At 60.9% G+C, this 17,633-nt stretch carries 15 protein-coding genes and 1 pseudogene; 7 read left to right on the forward strand and 9 right to left on the reverse strand.

All coding sequences use genetic code 11. The features are described 5' to 3' along the window. Positions 1-65 precede the first annotated feature (65 nt). Entirely contained in the window at positions 66-683 is a 618-nt protein-coding gene (gene thrH, locus JFT63_RS16980) for a bifunctional phosphoserine phosphatase/homoserine phosphotransferase ThrH (protein ID WP_198707044.1), read from the forward strand. A gap of 39 nt (positions 684-722) precedes the next feature. Here thrH and JFT63_RS16985 read toward each other — a convergent pair. From JFT63_RS16985 to rloA, 6 genes and pseudogenes are all read right to left on the reverse strand, one after another. Next, positions 723-1,078 (reverse strand): annotated as a pseudogene (locus JFT63_RS16985) (helix-turn-helix domain-containing protein). Next, positions 1,078-1,380, reverse strand: coding sequence for a type II toxin-antitoxin system HigB family toxin (locus JFT63_RS16990; RefSeq protein WP_198844401.1), 303 nt, complete (start codon positions 1,378-1,380; stop codon positions 1,078-1,080). Before JFT63_RS16990 ends, JFT63_RS16985 begins: the two are co-directional and overlap by 1 nt. A 226-nt stretch (positions 1,381-1,606) precedes the next feature. Further along, positions 1,607-2,950, reverse strand: a complete 1,344-nt coding sequence (gene pabB, locus JFT63_RS16995; RefSeq protein WP_198844341.1) for an aminodeoxychorismate synthase component I — start codon at positions 2,948-2,950, stop codon at positions 1,607-1,609. A gap of 101 nt (positions 2,951-3,051) precedes the next feature. Beyond that, positions 3,052-4,038: an alpha-L-glutamate ligase-like protein gene (locus tag JFT63_RS17000; protein WP_057701050.1), complete on the reverse strand. Its 987-nt coding sequence runs from the start codon at positions 4,036-4,038 to the stop codon at positions 3,052-3,054. Further along, a complete protein-coding gene (gene rloB / locus JFT63_RS17005) occupies positions 4,038-5,570 on the reverse strand; it encodes an osmotic stress tolerance membrane protein RloB (protein ID WP_032879907.1) in 1,533 nt (510 codons plus the stop codon). Before rloB ends, JFT63_RS17000 begins: the two co-directional genes overlap by 1 nt. 5 nt (positions 5,571-5,575) lie before the next feature. Further along, positions 5,576-6,112, reverse strand: coding sequence for a retropepsin-like aspartic peptidase RloA (gene rloA / locus JFT63_RS17010; RefSeq protein ID WP_057701049.1), 537 nt, complete (start codon positions 6,110-6,112; stop codon positions 5,576-5,578). A gap of 271 nt (positions 6,113-6,383) precedes the next feature. Between rloA and JFT63_RS17015 the strand changes: the two genes are divergently transcribed. From JFT63_RS17015 to prpD, 6 genes are all read left to right on the forward strand, one after another. Continuing rightward, the gene (locus JFT63_RS17015; protein ID WP_032879909.1) at positions 6,384-7,097 is read left to right on the forward strand and encodes a GntR family transcriptional regulator; all 714 of its coding nucleotides are present in this window, start codon (positions 6,384-6,386) and stop codon (positions 7,095-7,097) included. Beyond that, a complete protein-coding gene (prpB, locus tag JFT63_RS17020; protein ID WP_034128348.1) occupies positions 7,094-7,987 on the forward strand; it encodes a methylisocitrate lyase in 894 nt (297 codons plus the stop codon). Before JFT63_RS17015 ends, prpB begins: the two co-directional genes overlap by 4 nt. Positions 7,988-8,029: 42 nt before the next feature. Continuing rightward, on the forward strand, positions 8,030-9,157 hold the full coding sequence (gene prpC, locus JFT63_RS17025) for a bifunctional 2-methylcitrate synthase/citrate synthase (protein ID WP_057701048.1): 1,128 nt from the start codon (positions 8,030-8,032) through the stop codon (positions 9,155-9,157). A gap of 183 nt (positions 9,158-9,340) precedes the next feature. Continuing rightward, entirely contained in the window at positions 9,341-11,935 is a 2,595-nt protein-coding gene (gene acnD, locus JFT63_RS17030) for a Fe/S-dependent 2-methylisocitrate dehydratase AcnD (RefSeq protein WP_057701047.1), read from the forward strand. Between the two features lie 11 nt (positions 11,936-11,946). Beyond that, a complete protein-coding gene (prpF, locus tag JFT63_RS17035) occupies positions 11,947-13,137 on the forward strand; it encodes a 2-methylaconitate cis-trans isomerase PrpF (protein ID WP_198844342.1) in 1,191 nt (396 codons plus the stop codon). 194 nt (positions 13,138-13,331) lie between these two features. Beyond that, a complete protein-coding gene (gene prpD, locus JFT63_RS17040) occupies positions 13,332-14,816 on the forward strand; it encodes a 2-methylcitrate dehydratase (RefSeq protein ID WP_198844343.1) in 1,485 nt (494 codons plus the stop codon). Between the two features lie 133 nt (positions 14,817-14,949). Here prpD and JFT63_RS17045 read toward each other — a convergent pair whose 3' ends face one another. Genes JFT63_RS17045 through JFT63_RS17055 form a run of 3 tightly spaced genes read right to left on the reverse strand, consistent with a single transcriptional unit; the run spans position 14,950 to position 17,631 of the window. Further along, complete coding sequence (locus tag JFT63_RS17045; RefSeq protein WP_057701044.1) at positions 14,950-15,684, reverse strand: alanyl-tRNA editing protein; 735 nt, start codon at positions 15,682-15,684, stop codon at positions 14,950-14,952. 2 nt (positions 15,685-15,686) lie between these two features. Beyond that, entirely contained in the window at positions 15,687-16,679 is a 993-nt protein-coding gene (locus tag JFT63_RS17050; RefSeq protein WP_198844344.1) for a serine O-acetyltransferase, read from the reverse strand. A 37-nt stretch (positions 16,680-16,716) separates the two neighbouring features. Continuing rightward, complete coding sequence (locus tag JFT63_RS17055) at positions 16,717-17,631, reverse strand: PLP-dependent cysteine synthase family protein (RefSeq protein WP_198844345.1); 915 nt, start codon at positions 17,629-17,631, stop codon at positions 16,717-16,719. Positions 17,632-17,633: the final 2 nt, after the last annotated feature.

The raw sequence follows: 17,633 nt of genomic DNA on the forward strand, positions 1-17,633 counted from the left end.
CTTGAGTCGCTAGAGTTCGGCAGTCCTTTTGCCCGCTCAACCAATAAATTCAATGGGAGTGTCTTGTGGAAATTGCCTGTCTTGACCTGGAAGGGGTGCTGGTTCCGGAAATCTGGATCGCCTTCGCCGAAAAAACCGGTATTGAATCCCTGCGCGCCACCACCCGCGACATTCCCGACTATGACGTGCTGATGCAGCAACGCCTGCGCATCCTCGACGAGCACGGGCTCAAGCTGGCCGATATCCAGGCGGTGATCGCCACGCTCAAGCCGTTGGACGGTGCTGTCGAGTTCGTCAACTGGCTGCGCGAGCGCTTCCAGGTGGTGATCCTGTCCGACACCTTCTACGAGTTCTCCCAACCATTGATGCGCCAGTTAGGTTTCCCGACGTTGCTGTGCCACCGATTGATCACTGATGAAAACGACCGGGTGGTGAGCTACCAGTTGCGTCAGAAAGATCCCAAGCGCCAGTCGGTTTTGGCGTTCAAAAGCCTGTATTACCGCGTGATCGCTGCCGGTGACTCCTACAACGACACCACCATGCTGGGTGAAGCTGATCGTGGGATCCTGTTCCATGCGCCGCAGAATGTGATGGATGAGTTTCCCCATTTCCCGGCGGTGCACACGTTTGAGGATTTGAAGCGGGAGTTCATCAAGGCGTCGAATCGGCAGTTGAGCCTGTAAGTTATCCAGCGAGGTGCATGACGCCTGCGCAGTCGCCGGCTACAGCCCTGCCAGCAACCGCTCATAAGGAATACTCAAGCCTTCATGCAGGCGCTTGATCATCGAAAGGCTCAGCTTGCGCTTGTGGTCAACACCTCGGATACCCGTCCGCTGGTGCCGATAAACGGCTCCAGGTCGCGGGCGGTCATGCCCAACTGCTCCATGCGAAACTTGATAGCTTCCACCGGATCCGAAGGGGGCATTGGATAATGCTCGGCTTCATACTTCTCGATAAGAATTGCCAGGATTTCCAGCTCGTCACCTTCAGGCGAGCCGGGTGGTGCTCCCCATATCTGCTCGACCCGTGCAAGTGCAGCTGTCAGATCGTCCTGGGAGTGAATAGGTTTGATGTTCATCACGCAATCTCCGCGTTGATCTGGTCGCACTGAGCGTGGGTTCCCACAAAACGTATGAACCCTAGCTGTCGCTGATAGTCGATCGCCATGATCACTCGGTATTTGTTGCCACCGACGTTGAACACGACCCTGCCGCCTTTGAGAATGCTCGCTGTTCTGAGCTCTGCCTTGAGTGCTTGCGGCGTTGGATAGGTGGCTTTCTCCATGTGGCGATACAACTCGACCAGCGGTGTTCTGGCGTCGCTATAAGCTGAATGGCTTTCCCAGAATATTCGTAGGGTAGATAGAGCGATTATCCGCATCACTTCAACCTCCCAATTTGGGAGATGATAGGTGCGATTGCTTGGATAGGCAATCTCGGAAATATTTTCAGACGAGGGGGCAGTCGCTTCATGTGGTCCTTCACAGATGGCGGGTGGACGGTGGATCCTGACGCTATCTGCAAGCGCCTATCCCGTCCACAGCGGTTCTGATTCAGGCTTTTTCTACTGGCCGCTCCTGCAAGCGAACCCCGGAAAGGGCTGTGCTCTACAAACTTTCCAACGTTTGTAACAACACCCGCACCTTGGTCAACGACTCCTGATACTCCGCCTGCCACTCTGAATCAGCCACAATGCCGCCGCCGCCCCAGCAGCACACTTGCCCATCCTTGACCAGCAAGCTGCGGATGGCAATGGAGCTGTCCATCTCGCCGCGCACGTCCAGGTAGACCAGCGAGCCGCAGTAAAGCCCGCGGCGGGTGGGCTCTAGCTCGTCGATGATCTGCATCGCGCGTATCTTCGGCGCGCCGGTGATGGAGCCGCCGGGGAAGCTGCCGGCGATCAGGTCGAGGGCGTCTTTGTCGTCGGCCAATACGCCGGTGACGCTGCTCACCAAGTGGTGCACGTTGGGGTAGCTTTCCAGGCTGAACAGCTCCGGCACTTTCACTGAGCCGATGCGGCAACTGCGGCCGAGGTCGTTGCGCAGCAGGTCGACGATCATCAGGTTTTCTGCGCGGTCCTTGGGGCTGGCGAGCAACTCAGCGGCGTTGGCGGCATCCTCTTCGGGGGTTAAACCGCGAGGGCGGGTGCCCTTGATCGGGCGGGTTTCCACCTGGCGCTCGCTGATGCGCACAAAGCGTTCCGGCGACAGGCTCAGCACCGCGCCGTCATCGGGCAGACTCTGGAACCCGGAAAACGGCGTCGGGCAGGCTTCGCGCAGCGCGCAGTAGGCTGCCCATGGATCGCCGATGCACGGCGCGCGAAAGCGTTGGGCAAAGTTGACCTGGTAGCAGTCGCCGGCCTGGATGTAATCCTGGATGCGAATGATGGCCTGGTGATAAGCCTCGGCGCTGAGGTCGGGGGCCATGGGGCCGTGAAGCTTGAAGGTCGTTGGCACGCCGCCATCAGCCTGACTGAACACGCTGATCAAGCGTTGCCGCTCGCTGTCGGCCAGCCCAGGGTGAAAGACCAACTGGCTGGTTTGCACCTGGTGATCGCTGACCAGCGCCCAGGCATAGAGCCCGAAACGCGCATCGGGCAGATGCAAATCGTCCACGGCCAAGTGTGAAACCTGCTCCAGGTGCCGACCAAAGTCATAGCTCAGGTAACCGATCAAACCACCGGCAAACGGCAAGTCATAGCCGTCAGGCAATGTTGCTTGGCCCAACTGCGTCAGGTTCTTGCGCAAGCGTTGCAGGAAATCACCGCCACTTTCGTCCGGACCTACCGTCAGGGTCGCTTCGGGCCAGGCACTGAGCAGGTCATACCGGCCGCGAACAGCCATCGGGCGGCCGCTGTCGAGCAGTACCGCACCAGGGGCGTGGCGAATGACCGCAAAGAACTCAGCGGGATTGGCCCGGTAGGGCAACGGGTATACGGAACAGGTCGACATGCGGGGGTGGATCAGCCAGTGGCGCGGGGGAGAGGGATTGTAGTCCCCTGTAGGATTTGCTCCTAGAGGGGATGTCGGGGATAGACAGTTCGAAGACCGGATCAGCCTTCCACGGGCGGTATATGGCCGAACATTTCCTGCACGAACTTCACACGCTCTTCCGGTGTTTCTGTCACGCCGGCCGTCTTGAGTTCTTCCAGTCGGGCCTCCACCGCATGGGTGCGCAGAGTCAGGCCGCAATCGTTGGCAATCTGGATGTTCAGCCCAGGCCGAGCGTTCAGCTCAAGGATCAATGGGCCTTTTTCCTGGTCCAGCACCATGTCCACGCCGATATAGCCCAGCCCGCACAGCTCATAGCAGCCGGCGGCGAGTTTCATGAAACCGTCCCAGTTGGGCAGTTGCACACCATCGACCGCATTGGTGGTGTCGGGGTGCTTGGTGATGATGTTGTTCAGCCAGGTGCCGCGCAGGGTCAGGCCGGTGGCCAGGTCTACACCCACGCCGATCGCGCCTTGGTGCAGGTTGGCCTTGCCGCCGGACTGGCGGGTAGGCAAGCGCAGCATGGCCATTACCGGGTAGCCCATCAGCACGATGATGCGGATATCGGGCACGCCTTCGTAGCTGATGCTCTTGAAGATCTGGTCGGGCACCACACGGTACTCGATCAGGGCGCGGTCGCGGTGGCCGCCCAGGGAATACAGGCCGGTGAGGATGCTGGAAATCTGGTGCTCGATTTCTTCGTGACTGATGATCTTGCCGGACACCGTGCGATAGCGCCCTTCAAAGCGGTCTGCCACCACCAGGATGCCGTCGCCGCCGGCACCCTGGGCGGGCTTGATCACGAAGTCGCTGCGCCCGCCGATGATCTCGTCAAGCTTGTCGATTTCCTTCTCGGTAGAGATCACCCCGTACATTTCCGGTACATGGATGCCGGCGGCCAGTGCCCGTTCCTTGGTGATGATCTTGTCATCCACAATCGGGTACAGGCTGCGCTTGTTGTACTTGAGCACGTAGTCGGCGTTACGCCGATTGATGCCCATGATCCCGCGCGCTTCCAGGGCCTTCCAGGTTTTCCAGAAGCCGAACATCAGGAGTCAGCCTTCAGGAATGCCTTGAAACGCACCAGCTCGGTGAGGCGATAGCCGCGATAACGACCCATGGCCAGCATGAAGCCCACCAGGATCAGCAGGATCGCCGGGAAGGTGAACACGAAGTAAACCAGCTCCGGCACGCTCATGATCAGGTGCGCCAGGGAGGCAGCGAACAGCGTGCCAATCGCCACTTTCAGCGCATGGTTGGCGCCGCGTTCTTCCCAGGTAATCGACAGGCGTTCGATGGTCATGGTCAGGATCACCATCGGGAAGAGCGCCACCGACAAGCCGCGCTCCAGCCCCAATTTGTGGCTGAACAGGCTGATGGCGGCAATCAGCACCACCACGAAGGTCAGCACCACCGACAGCCTCGGCAGCATTTGCAGTTTCAAGTGTTCCAGATACGACCTGAGTGACAGCCCCAGTGCCGTGATAATCGTGAACAACACAATCCCGAAGCCCAGTTGTGTCTCGCGGAACGCCAGGGCGATCAGCACCGGTGTGAAGGTACCCAGGGTCTGCAGGCCGATCAGGTTGCGCAGGATCAAAATCACCAGCACACCAATCGGGATCATCACCATGATCATGAAGGTCTGCTGGGTTTGCAGCGGCAAGCCGTACAGCGAATATTCGAGGAAGTTGGCGTCGGTGTTTTCGTCGGTCAGCTTGGCCAGACGAATCGCGTTCATTTCACTGTTGTTGAGGCTGAAGGTCACCATGGCTTTCTTGCCGCCATCGACGGTGATCAGGTTTTCATCGCCGGTCCACCACAGCAGGCGGTCGGCGGGCAGGCCCTGTTCACCGGTCTCCGGGTTGAAGTACAGCCAGTCGTTGCCGTTGAAACTGCGCAGCCACAGCTCCGGAGTTTGCGGCTGGTCGGCCACCAGGCGGATGGTGTGGACTTTTTCCACCGGCACATGGGCGATGGAGAGCAGCAGCTCGACAATCCTGGCCTTGTGCGGCGTCGAGGGGTCGCCGGCCAGCAGCAGCTTCACATTGTCGTCGTTGAGGTTGTTGGTGCGCTTGATGGCTTCGCTGATAAAGGTCTCGACGTCGGCCGAATGCTGGCGGATCGGCGCCAGCAAGGCTTCGGCCGCGATCTTTTCGGGGCCTTCCACAGCGATGCTGTCGCGGAAGGTCGGGCCCTTGATCTTGACCTTTTCGCCGCTGTAACGCTTGGTCAGCACCAGGCGGTAATACAGGGTCTGGTTGCCCTTGGCCCGGCGTGCCGACCAGGTGACCTTGCGGTTGCCATCGATGCGATTGACGCTCACCCCATAGTTGTTGGAGATAAAGCTTTCATTAAGGCTGACGAAGTCGCGGCTCAACGGCGGCACGAACATCTGGATCTTGACGGGGTCTTTGGGGTTGGCGACGAACTCGACCTTGGCGTCGATGTTCCACAAGTCGTCGGTGGCATCCTCGGTCACGGGGATCCCCAGCACGAAAATCTGATAGGCGGTGACCGAAATACCGAGCACCACCAGGAAGGTGATCAGGATTTTCAGGTGCAGGGTCAGAGAGCGCATTCGGTTTACTCGGCGGTATGAGCGTCGGCGACGCAGGCGGGTTTGCCTGCAGCATATTTAAGACTGGGGTCGACCAGCGCATCAAAGCGTTTCAGCGCTTCGGAGCCGATCAGCAGCGGGTATTGGAAACTGCTGCGGTCAGTCAAGTTCACTTCGATGCTGCGTAAAGCAGTGCCCATGCAGATATCCAGGGCAACCACCGGACGGGCGGTGTAGTTCTTGTCCTCATCGGGGTCGTAGTCGCCGGCGCGACGCTTGATCTTGCTGACGCGAGCCAGGGGCAATTCGATGGGATGGGAGTGGGCCGTGTCGATGGCCAGGTAGAAGCGTACCCAGGTTTCGCCGTTGCGCTTGAAGCGCTTGATATCACGGGCACTCAACGAGGCGGTCTTGGCGCCCGTGTCGAGCTTGGCGGCGACTTCCAGGTCGATACCGTCCAGCTTGGCGTATTCATTGAGGCCATACACCGTTTTCTCGGCGGCAACGCCAAGGCTGGGCAGCAACAATAGGCAAATAAACAGGGGGAAGGGCTTGAGTCTCATAAATCCTGAGGCGGTGCCATGCGATGTTCAATTCAAGGCGACTGGCATTGCTGCGCAAACTCCCTCGTGCGCCGTTTCATCCAGAGATGTCAGGCAAATACGCCGGGCATTCTAACATGATGCTTTTTTGGCGCCAGCGCTGGCAGGCGGCCATGCCTGAGCGTAATTGTTCAGGCGTATTAGACGATTGTCGACAATGTCTATTTATTCTTTGACTGCGGCAGGGATATTGGCTAGTTTTTGCGGCATTGCTTTTAAAGGTGTCGACAATATGCTGGGTCAGGCGGAAATTCCGATAGCGGCGTCAGACGATTCCCAAACCATGTCCGAGAACGTCTTTCGGCGTATCCAGGCCGCCATCGTCAAGGGTGAGATCGCCCCCGGCAGCAAGATTTCCGAGCCGGAACTGGCGCGTACCTACGGCATCAGCCGCGGCCCGTTGCGCGAGGCGATCCACCGCCTGGAAGGTCAGCGCCTGCTGGTGCGCGTGCCTCACGTGGGCGCACGGGTCGTGTCGCTGAGCCACGCCGAGCTGATCGAACTCTATGAAATCCGCGAGTCCCTGGAAGGCATGGCCTGCCGCCTCGCCGCCGAGCGCATGACTGACGCAGAAATCGAAGAGCTGCGCCAGGTATTGCACACCCATGAACGGGACGCCGCGTTCCAGGCCGGTGTCGGCTATTACCAGCAGGAAGGCGACTTCGACTTTCATTACCGGATCATTCAGGGCGCCGGCAACCGCACCCTGACCCAAATGCTCTGCGGCGAGTTGTACCAACTGGTGCGCATGTACCGCATCCAGTTTTCCGCCACCCCCAATCGTCCACGCCAGGCCTTTGCCGAGCACCACCGCATTCTCGACGCGATTGCCGATCGCGATGGTGAACTGGCCGAACTGTTGATGCGCCGGCACATCGGCGCCTCCAAACGCAACATCGCCCGTCACTTCCCGGACGGTGCTCCTTCATCACGAGGTGAGTCATGAGTTCCAAAAACAACAGCACTCCCGGCCAGCGTTTCCGTGACGCAGTCGCCAGCGAACAGCCTTTGCAAGTAGTTGGCGCCATCAATGCCAACCACGCGCTGCTGGCCAAGCGCGCCGGTTTCAAGGCGATTTACCTGTCGGGTGGCGGTGTCGCCGCCGGCTCTCTCGGCGTGCCGGACCTGGGTATTACCGGGCTGGATGATGTGCTCACCGACGTGCGCCGTATCACCGACGTCTGCGACCTGCCGCTGCTGGTGGACGTGGACACCGGTTTTGGTTCCTCGGCGTTCAATGTGGCACGCACCGTCAAGTCGATGATCAAGTTCGGCGCCGCGGCCATCCATATCGAAGACCAGGTTGGCGCCAAGCGCTGCGGGCATCGCCCCAACAAAGAGATCGTGTCCCAGCAGGAAATGGTCGACCGCATCAAGGCTGCCGTGGACGCGCGCACCGATGACAGCTTCGTGATCATGGCGCGCACCGATGCCCTGGCAGTCGAGGGCCTGGAGTCTGCCCTTGAACGTGCCGCCGCGTGTATCGAAGCCGGTGCCGACATGGTCTTCCCGGAAGCCATCACAGAACTGGAGATGTACAAGCTGTTCGCCTCCCGCGTTAAGGCGCCGATCCTGGCGAACATTACCGAGTTCGGCGCAACGCCGCTGTACACCACCGAACAGTTGAAATCTGCGGATGTTTCCATTGTGCTGTACCCGCTCTCGGCCTTCCGTGCCATGAACAAGGCCGCCGAGAACGTCTACACCGCGATCCGTCGCGACGGCACGCAGCAGAACGTGATCGACACCATGCAAACGCGCATGGAGCTCTACGATCGTATCGACTACCACACCTTCGAGCAGAAGCTCGACGCGCTGTTTGCCGCGAAAAAATAATGCGGTGCGCCTCCCTAATAAATTCAAGATTGGAGAACGAACATGGCTGAAGCAAAAGTATTGAGTGGCGCTGGCCTGCGTGGCCAGGTCGCCGGGCAGACCGCACTGTCGACCGTGGGCCAGGCCGGTGCCGGCTTGACCTATCGTGGTTACGACGTGCGTGAACTGGCCGCCGATGCGCAATTTGAAGAAGTCGCCTACCTGCTGCTGTACGGCGAGCTGCCGACCCAGGCCGAGCTGGCCGCCTACAGCAACAAGCTGAGCAAACTGCGTGACCTGCCCCAGGCCCTGAAAGAAGTGCTCGAACGCATCCCCGCCGACGCCCACCCGATGGACGTGATGCGCACCGGGTGCTCGTTCCTGGGCAATATCGAGCCGGAGAAAGATTTCAGCGTGCAGCGCGATGTCACCGACCGCCTGCTTGCCGCGTTCCCGGCGATCATGTGCTACTGGTACCGCTTCAGCCACGATGGCAAGCGCATCGACTGCGTGACCGACGAGCCAAGCATCGGCGGCCACTTCCTGCACCTGCTGCATGGGAAGAAACCGAGCGAACTGCACGTCAAGGTCATGAATGTGTCGCTGATTCTCTACGCCGAGCACGAATTCAACGCTTCGACCTTCACCGCACGGGTGTGTGCATCGACATTGTCCGACCTGTATTCCTGCGTCACCGCCGCCATCGGTTCCCTGCGCGGCCCGCTGCACGGCGGTGCCAACGAAGCGGCGATGGAGATGATCGAGCGCTTCTCTTCGGCCCAGGAAGCGGTCGAAGGCACCCTTGGCATGTTGGCGCGCAAAGACAAGATCATGGGCTTCGGCCACGCGATCTATAAAGACAGCGACCCGCGTAATGAAGTGATCAAGGGCTGGTCGAAAAAACTTGCTGATGAAGTGGGCGACACGGTGCTGTTCCCGGTGTCTGAAGCCATCGACAAAACCATGTGGGAACAGAAGAAGTTGTTCCCCAACGCCGACTTCTACCATGCCTCGGCGTACCACTTCATGGGCATCCCGACCAAATTGTTCACGCCGATCTTCGTGTGCTCGCGCCTGACCGGCTGGGCCGCGCACGTATTCGAGCAGCGTGCCAACAACCGCATCATCCGTCCAAGCGCCGAGTACATCGGCGTTGAGCAGCGCAAGTTCGTGCCAATCGAACGTCGCTGAATTGGATGGGCTGTGTTCGCTGGCTAATGTGCTTTTTTGTGGGAGCTGGCTTGCCTGCGATGGCATCACCTTGGTGTACCTGTCACACCGCAGTGATGCCATCGCAGGCAAGCCAGCTCCCACAGGAAACAAAGCCAGTGTCGACAGTTCACCTTTCGAACTTACCGTGACCGAGTCCTGACGATGAACACTGAATTTCGCAAACCGCTCCCCGGCAGTCGCCTGGATTTCTTCGACGCCCGTGCGGCTGTCGAAGCAATCACCCCCGGCGCCTACGCCACCTTGCCTTACACCTCTCGCGTTCTCGCCGAAAACCTGGTGCGCCGTTGTGACCCGGCCACCCTCAACGCATCCCTGAGCCAACTGATCGAGCGCAAACGCGATCTTGATTTCCCCTGGTTTCCGGCCCGAGTGGTGTGCCATGACATCCTCGGCCAGACCGCTCTGGTGGACCTTGCCGGTCTGCGCGATGCCATCGCCCTGCAAGGCGGCGACCCGGCGCAGGTCAACCCGGTGGTGCCGACCCAACTGATCGTCGACCACTCCCTGGCCGTCGAAGCGGGCGGTTTTGATCCGCAGGCATTCGAAAAGAACCGCGCCATCGAAGACCGTCGCAATGAAGACCGCTTCCACTTTATCGAGTGGACCAAAAAAGCCTTCAAGAACGTCGATGTCATCCCGCCGGGCAACGGCATCATGCACCAGATCAACCTGGAGAAAATGTCGCCGGTGATTCAGGTCCGTGACGGCGTCGCCTTCCCGGACACCTGCGTCGGTACCGACAGCCACACCCCCCATGTGGATGCCCTGGGCGTGATCGCCATCGGCGTCGGCGGTCTGGAGGCCGAGAGCGTGATGCTCGGCCGTGCGTCGTGGATGCGCCTGCCCGAAAGCGTCGGCGTGGAACTGACCGGCAAGCTGCAACCGGGCATCACCGCCACCGATATGGTGCTGGCACTCACCGAGTTCCTGCGCCAGCAGAAAGTGGTCGGCGCCTGGCTGGAGTTCTTCGGCGAAGGGGCTAGTGCACTGACCCTGGGTGACCGTGCGACCATCTCCAACATGGCTCCTGAATACGGCGCCACCGCAGCGATGTTCTATATCGATCAGCAGACCATCGCCTACCTGAAGCTCACCGGCCGGGAAGACGAACAAGTTGCCCTGGTCGAACAGTACGCACGCCACACCGGCCTGTGGGCCGATGACCTCAAGGGCGCGCAGTACGAACGTGGCCTGAGCTTCGATCTGTCCAGCGTCGTGCGCAACATGGCCGGCCCCAGCAACCCTCACGCCCGTGTGGCTACCCGCGACCTGGCATCCAAAGGCATCAGCGGCCAGTGGGACGAAGTGCCAGGGCAAATGCCCGACGGCGCGGTGATCATTGCGGCCATCACCAGTTGCACCAACACCAGCAACCCGCGCAACGTCATCGCGGCGGGCCTCCTGGCACGTAACGCCAACAAACTTGGCCTGACCCGCAAGCCGTGGGTCAAGTCCTCCCTGGCGCCGGGCTCGAAAACCGTGGCCATGTACCTGGAAGAAGCCGGCCTGGGCCATGAGCTGGAAAAACTCGGTTTCGGCGTGGTGGCCTTTGCCTGCACCACCTGCAACGGCATGTCCGGCGCACTCGACCCGGTGATCCAGCAAGAAATCATCGACCGCGACCTGTACGCCACCGCCGTGTTGTCGGGCAACCGCAACTTCGACGGGCGCATTCACCCTTACGCCAAGCAAGCCTTCCTGGCTTCGCCGCCGCTGGTGGTGGCCTATGCGATTGCCGGCACCATCCGTTTCGATATCGAGAAGGACGTGCTCGGCCTGGATGCCGACGGCAAGGAAATTCGCCTGCAGGATATCTGGCCGAGCGACGAAGAAATCGACGCAGTGGTCAAGGCTTCGGTCAAGCCCGAGCAGTTCCGTGCGGTGTACATCCCGATGTTCGCCATTCATGAAGATACCGGGCCCAAAGTCACCCCGCTGTATGACTGGCGCCCGCAGAGCACCTACATCCGTCGTCCGCCTTATTGGGAAGGCGCGCTGGCCGGTGCGCGGCCGCTCAAGGGCATGCGCCCGCTGGCGGTGCTGCCGGACAACATCACCACCGACCACCTGTCGCCGTCCAACGCGATCATGCTCGACAGTGCCGCCGGGGAATACCTGGCGAAGATGGGCTTGCCGGAAGTCGACTTCAACTCCTACGCCACCCACCGCGGTGATCACCTGACCGCGCAACGCGCCACCTTCGCCAACCCGAAACTGTTCAACGAAATGGTGCAGGAAAACGGCAAGGTCAAGCAGGGCTCGCTGGCGCGTATCGAGCCCGAAGGCAAGGTCACGCGGATGTGGGAAGCGATTGAAACCTACATGGAACGCAAGCAGCCGCTGATCATCATCGCCGGCGCCGACTATGGCCAGGGCTCGTCCCGGGACTGGGCGGCCAAGGGCGTACGCCTGGCCGGTGTGGAAGCGATTGCAGCCGAAGGCTTCGAGCGCATCCACCGCACCAACCTGGTGGGCATGGGCGTGTTGCCCCTGGAATTTCTGCCGGGCACCGACCGCCACACCCTGAAAATCGACGGCAGTGAAACCTATGACGTGGTTGGCGAGCGCACCCCGCGTGCGCAACTGACCCTGGTGATCAACCGCAAAAATGGCGAACGTGTCGAGGTGCCGGTGACGTGCCGCCTGGATACTGCCGAAGAAGTGTCGATCTACGAGGCGGGCGGCGTGTTGCAACGTTTTGCCCAGGATTTCCTGGAATCGGCGGCCACCGCCTGAAGAGGACCACCATGGCACACGTAGCGCAAATCAAGATCCCCGCCACCTATATGCGTGGCGGTACCAGCAAGGGCGTGTTTTTCAGCCTCAAGGACCTGCCCGACGTCGCCCAGGTGCCGGGGGCAGCCCGCGATGCCTTGTTGCTGCGGGTCATCGGCAGCCCCGACCCTTACGACAAGCAGATTGACGGCATGGGCGGTGCTACTTCAAGCACCAGCAAAACCGTAATCCTGGCCAAAAGCAGTCGCCAGGATCACGACGTGGATTATCTGTTCGGCCAGGTTTCCATCGACAAGCCGTTTGTCGATTGGAGTGGCAACTGCGGCAACCTGTCGGCAGCCGTGGGCTCGTTCGCCATCAGCGCGGGCCTGGTGGACCCGGCTCGCATACCCCGAACCGGGGTAGCGGTGGTGCGGATATGGCAGGCCAATATCGGCAAGACCATCATCGCCCATGTGCCGATCACCGACGGTGCGGTGCAGGAAACCGGCGACTTTGAACTGGACGGCGTGACCTTTCCGGCGGCCGAAGTCCAGCTGGAATTCATGGATCCGGCGGCTGAAGAGGAGGGCGGCGGTGGTTCGATGTTCCCCACCGGCAACCTCATCGATGACCTGGAGGTACCCGGCGTCGGCACTTTCAAGGCTACGTTGATCAACGCCGGTATTCCGACCATTTTCATCAACGCCCAGGATCTGGGCTACACCGGCACCGAGCTGCAAGGCGCGATCAACAGCGACCCCAAGGCCCTGGCCATGTTCGAGACGGTGCGGGCTTATGGCGCGTTGCGCATGGGCCTGATCAAGCACCTGGACGAAGCCGCCCAGCGCCAGCACACGCCCAAGGTCGCGTTCGTGGCCAGGCCTGCGGACTACGTGGCCTCCAGCGGCAAGGCAATCAAGGCCGGCGATGTGGATTTGCTGGTGCGTGCGTTGTCCATGGGCAAACTGCACCACGCGATGATGGGCACCGCGGCGGTAGCGATCGGCACGGCGGCGGCGATTTCCGGCACCCTGGTCAACCTGGCGGCGGGCGGCGTGGAGCGCAATGCCGTGCGCTTCGGGCATCCTTCCGGGACGCTGCGCGTGGGCGCCGAGGCCAGCCAGGTGGACGGTGAATGGGTGGTGAAGAAAGCCATCATGAGCCGCAGCGCACGGGTGTTAATGGAAGGCTATGTGCGCATCCCCGGCGACGCCTTCTAAAGGTCTACGCAGAGCCCCTGTGGGAGCGGGCTTGCCCGCGAAGGCGGTGTGTCAGGCACTGAAATGCTACTGAACCACCGCATTCGCGGGCAAGCCCCACAGGGGGCGCTATTTCAAGGCTGGCAATCAGACCGGCCATCACACCATTAATCGTAAGCCCGAGGATTATCACCCACCTATTTTGGAGAACTGCCATGAGCGCCAACGTCGACCAGAACAACCGCCCCGACTACGACCAGGTGTTGCAGGACATCGCCGACTACGTCCTGAACTACCGCATCGATTCCCAGGATGCACTGGACACCGCCCGCAACTGCCTGATGGACACCCTCGGCTGTGGCCTTCTGGCGCTGCGGTTCCCCGAGTGCACCAAGCACCTGGGGCCGATAGTGGAGGGCACCGTGGTGCCGTTCGGCGCGCGGGTGCCGGGTACTTCGTTTCGCCTGGACCCGGTCAAGGCCGCCTGGGACATTGGCTGCATCGTGCGCTGGCTTGACTATAACGACACCTGGCTCGCCGCTGAGTGGGGTCACCCTTCGGACAATCTCGGCGGCATTCTTGCCGTGGCCGATCACCTTTCGCAAAAACGCGTGGCCAATGGCGACGCACCGCTGACCGTGCGTGCGGTGCTGGAGGCGATGATCATGGCCCATGAAATCCAGGGGGTGATCGCCCTGGAAAACTCATTCAACCGCGTCGGCCTTGACCACGTGCTGCTGGTCAAAGTCGCTTCCACCGCTGTCACCGCCAGGCTGATGGGCGCCAGCCGTGAACAGCTGCTGTCGGCCTTGTCCCACGCGTTTGTCGATGGGCAGGCGTTGCGCACCTACCGTCATGCGCCGAATGCCGGTTCACGCAAATCCTGGGCCGCGGGCGATGCATCGAGCCGCGGCGTGCGCCTGGCGGATATCGCACTGCGGGGTGAAATGGGCATCCCCGGGGTGTTGAGTGCGCCGCAATGGGGCTTCTACGACGTGCTGTTCAGCCACACCAACAAGGACCTGGCACTCAAGCCCGAGGACAAGCGCGCTTTCAGCCTGCCCCAGGCCTACGGCACCTATGTGATGGAAAACGTGCTGTTCAAGATCAGCTTCCCTGCCGAGTTTCACGCGCAGACCGCCTGCGAGGCGGCGGTGACCCTGCACCCGCGGGTCAAGCAGCGTCTGCATGAAATCGACCGTATCGTGATCACCACCCATGAGTCGGCGATTCGCATTATTTCCAAGGTTGGCCCACTGGCCAACGCTGCCGATCGTGACCACTGTCTGCAATACATGACCGCCGTGCCCCTGGCGTTTGGCAATCTGGTGGCCGAGCACTACGAAGATGATTTTCACGCAGCTCACCCCATCATTGATGAGTTGCGCGACAAGATGGTCATCGTCGAAGACCCGCGCTACAGCCGCGAATACCTGGAGGCGGACAAGCGCTCCATCGCTAATGCAGTGCAGGTGTTTTTCAAGGACGGCTCCCGCACCGAGCAGGTGGCGGTGGAGTACCCAATTGGCCATCGCCGTCGTCGGGTGGACGGTATCCCATTGCTGGAAGACAAGTTCCAAGCCAACCTGGCGACGCGCTTCACTGCACAACGCAGCGCCGAAATTTTTGCGTTGTGCAAGGATCAGGCGCGGCTTGAGGCGACACCTGTGAACCGTTTCATGGACCTGTTCACGATCTGAAAAACAGCACGGTCACTGTAGGAGCGAGCTTGCTCGCGAAGAACGTCAACGATAACCCGTGCTTCCTGAGTAAGCGCGGCGCCTAGGGGTTTTTCGCGAGCAAGCTCGCTCCTACAGAGGCAATGACGCAGGCTCAAGCGTGTTCAAAGCGCAGAATCACCCGGCGGTTGTGCTTGCTCTTCTTCTCGATTTTCTCGCAGAAAACACGGCCGATTTCCTCGGTGTTGAGCACATGGGTGCCGCCGCAGGGCTGGATATCGATCCCGGGAATTTCAATCACCCGTACCGAGCCCGACACCACGGGTGGCGCAACCGCCTGGGTGCGGGTGATCTGTAGCAAGGTTGCGTACTCGGTGGCGGGCATCGACAAGGTTTTCACCGCGTGGGCCTGCTCGATCAGGGCGTTGAGGTCACGGGTGAGCCCGTCTTTGTCCAGGGTCATCTCCGGCAGGTCGAAATCCAGTCGGCCTTTATCCGCACTGATGCTGCAACCGGTGACGGGCGCGTCGATGAGCGAGCACAGCAGGTGCAGGCAGGTGTGCATTTTCATGTGCTGATAGCGCCGTGCCCAATCCAGACCGGCGTCTATCTGAACGCCTGCCGTCAACTGCTCGGGGCAATGGTCTACCTGATGCCAGATGATCGAGCGCAACACCGGATCGCGCACGGTACCTGTCACCTCAACCCGCGTGCCATCGGCCAGGGTGAAGTGGCCGGTATCTCCCGGCTGCCCGCCGCCGGTGGGGTAAAACAGCGTGTGCTCCAGGGCGATGCCGTGTTCACTGACGGCAATCACCCGGGCACTGAAGGCGTTCTGGTAGGGCGCGCTGTCAAACAGCGCCAGGGTTTCCATGGTGTGCACGGACATGTTCAACCTCCAACGATCAGTGGGCTGGCTTGCAAGAGATGGCGCACCATTGCGCTCAAGCCAGGGGGAGAGAGCAGGGTGATTTCAAATTCCGGTCCGCAGACTTTCAGGTTCAGCGGCAAGCGCGGCAGTTGTTCGCTGGTATCGACACGGTGCAGGCGAAATTGCAGGTGGTGGCGCTCTTTCACTGTAGGTTCGAGCATTAACCCGTGCAGCGGATGAAAGTCGGCATCCAGCACCGTGACCTTATGCCCGGCACTCACCTCGCCGACGACGTGCAGGCGCTCATCCAGGGCAAAGGCGCCGAGGTAATTGCTGCGGTCCGATTCGTCGTTTTTTTGCAGCTGGATCTGGTTGACCACCTTGACCTTGGTGCCTGCCGGTACGTCCTGGGTGATCACGCAGGAGGGGCTGATAAATACGTTGTCGCCGATCGACACGTAGCCCAGCACCCGGGCACCGGCGCCCACTTCGACGTTGTTGCCCAGGCGCGGGTGGCGCTTGCCGTCCGGGTTGTTGGCGATGCCGCGGGCGCCCAGGGTCACGCCGCACAGGATGTAGCAGTCGTTGCCGATCACGCAGGTTTCGCCGATGACCGTGCCGTAGCCATGGTCGAGCACAAAGCGCCGGCCGATGCGCGCTGCCGGATGAATCTCGGCACCAGAGAGAATCTTGCCCTGGTTGCTGAGCTTGAGCGCCATGCGCGAAAACATCCCGTGGCCCGGGTCGGGAAAATTCCACACCTGGTGCGCCAGGCGATAGAACAGCACGGCCTTGAACGAGGCATAGGATTCCAGGATCAACTCACCACGCCCACGCGATGCCGGATCGCGATAAGCGTAGGCGATCAGGTCCTCGGCCACTGCCTGGGCGGCGTTCTGGATCAGCGGCGCCAGGTGTGGTTCCAACTGCTTCATCTGCCCGGGCGTCAGGGTCGTGATGAGATGGGTCAGCAACTCATCGTGCAGCAGTTGCATGTCGATAAAGCCCCCCATGGAGGCACCCCCGCATTCTGGATGATTGAAGGCCCCGTTACTCGAAACTGGGCAGGTAGCTGTCGGCATTGTCGTAGACCATGGTCAGCACCACCGCTTCAGGCGGCAGTTCGGGAGCGAGTTGGGCGATGGCAACCATGTTGGCGGCCGAGGACAGCCCCAGGCTGATGGCGTCGGTGCGCATGATGCGTTTGATCATGTCCAGGCACGCCGAATGCGACACCTTGAGCATGCCGTCGATTACGTCCAGGTTGAGGATGCTCGGGATCAGGCCGATCGACAGGCCCTGAATCGCGTGTGCCGCGTGTTGGTCTTTGAGCAGGTCGCATTCCTGCGGCTCCACGCCCATTACGCGGATCGCTGGCCAGGCGGCCTTGAGGGTTTCGCCAATGCCGGTGATATGGCCACCGGTGCCGATGCCGCTGACGAAGTAGTCCACGCGCTGATCACCGAAGGCGCGGATGATCTCCGGCGCGGTGGTGTCGCGGTGGGTCTGCGGGTTGGCGCCGTTGCGCTGCTGATTGAGCATCACGAAGTTGGGGTTTTCCAACTGCAGTTCCATGCACTTTTCGCCGTGGGAGTTGTTGCCCAGGCGGCTGTCGGACAGCACCACTTTGGCGCCGTAAAGACGCAGCAGTTTCTGCTTTTCGGGGCTGTAGTTGTCAGGGATCACCAGCACCACTTTATAGCCCAGGACATTGCCGGCCATCACCAGCCCGATGCCGGTGTTGCCGCCGCTGGGTTCGATGATGGTTTGCCCGGAGTCACGGATCAGTACGCCACGGCGCTCGGCATCGAGGATCATGCCCAGGGCGATGCGTGCCTTGTGGCTGCCGCCGGGGTTGAGGGATTCCAGCTTGGCGTAAACCTCGATGCCGAGGTCTTCGGAAAACTGGGCCAGACGCACGATCGGCGTTTGGCCGATGACGTCGAGAATGGAGTTATGCAGCATCA

This window comes from Pseudomonas sp. MF7453 (assembly GCF_016405455.1).
In the GTDB taxonomy this organism is placed as follows: domain Bacteria; phylum Pseudomonadota; class Gammaproteobacteria; order Pseudomonadales; family Pseudomonadaceae; genus Aquipseudomonas; species Aquipseudomonas paralactis.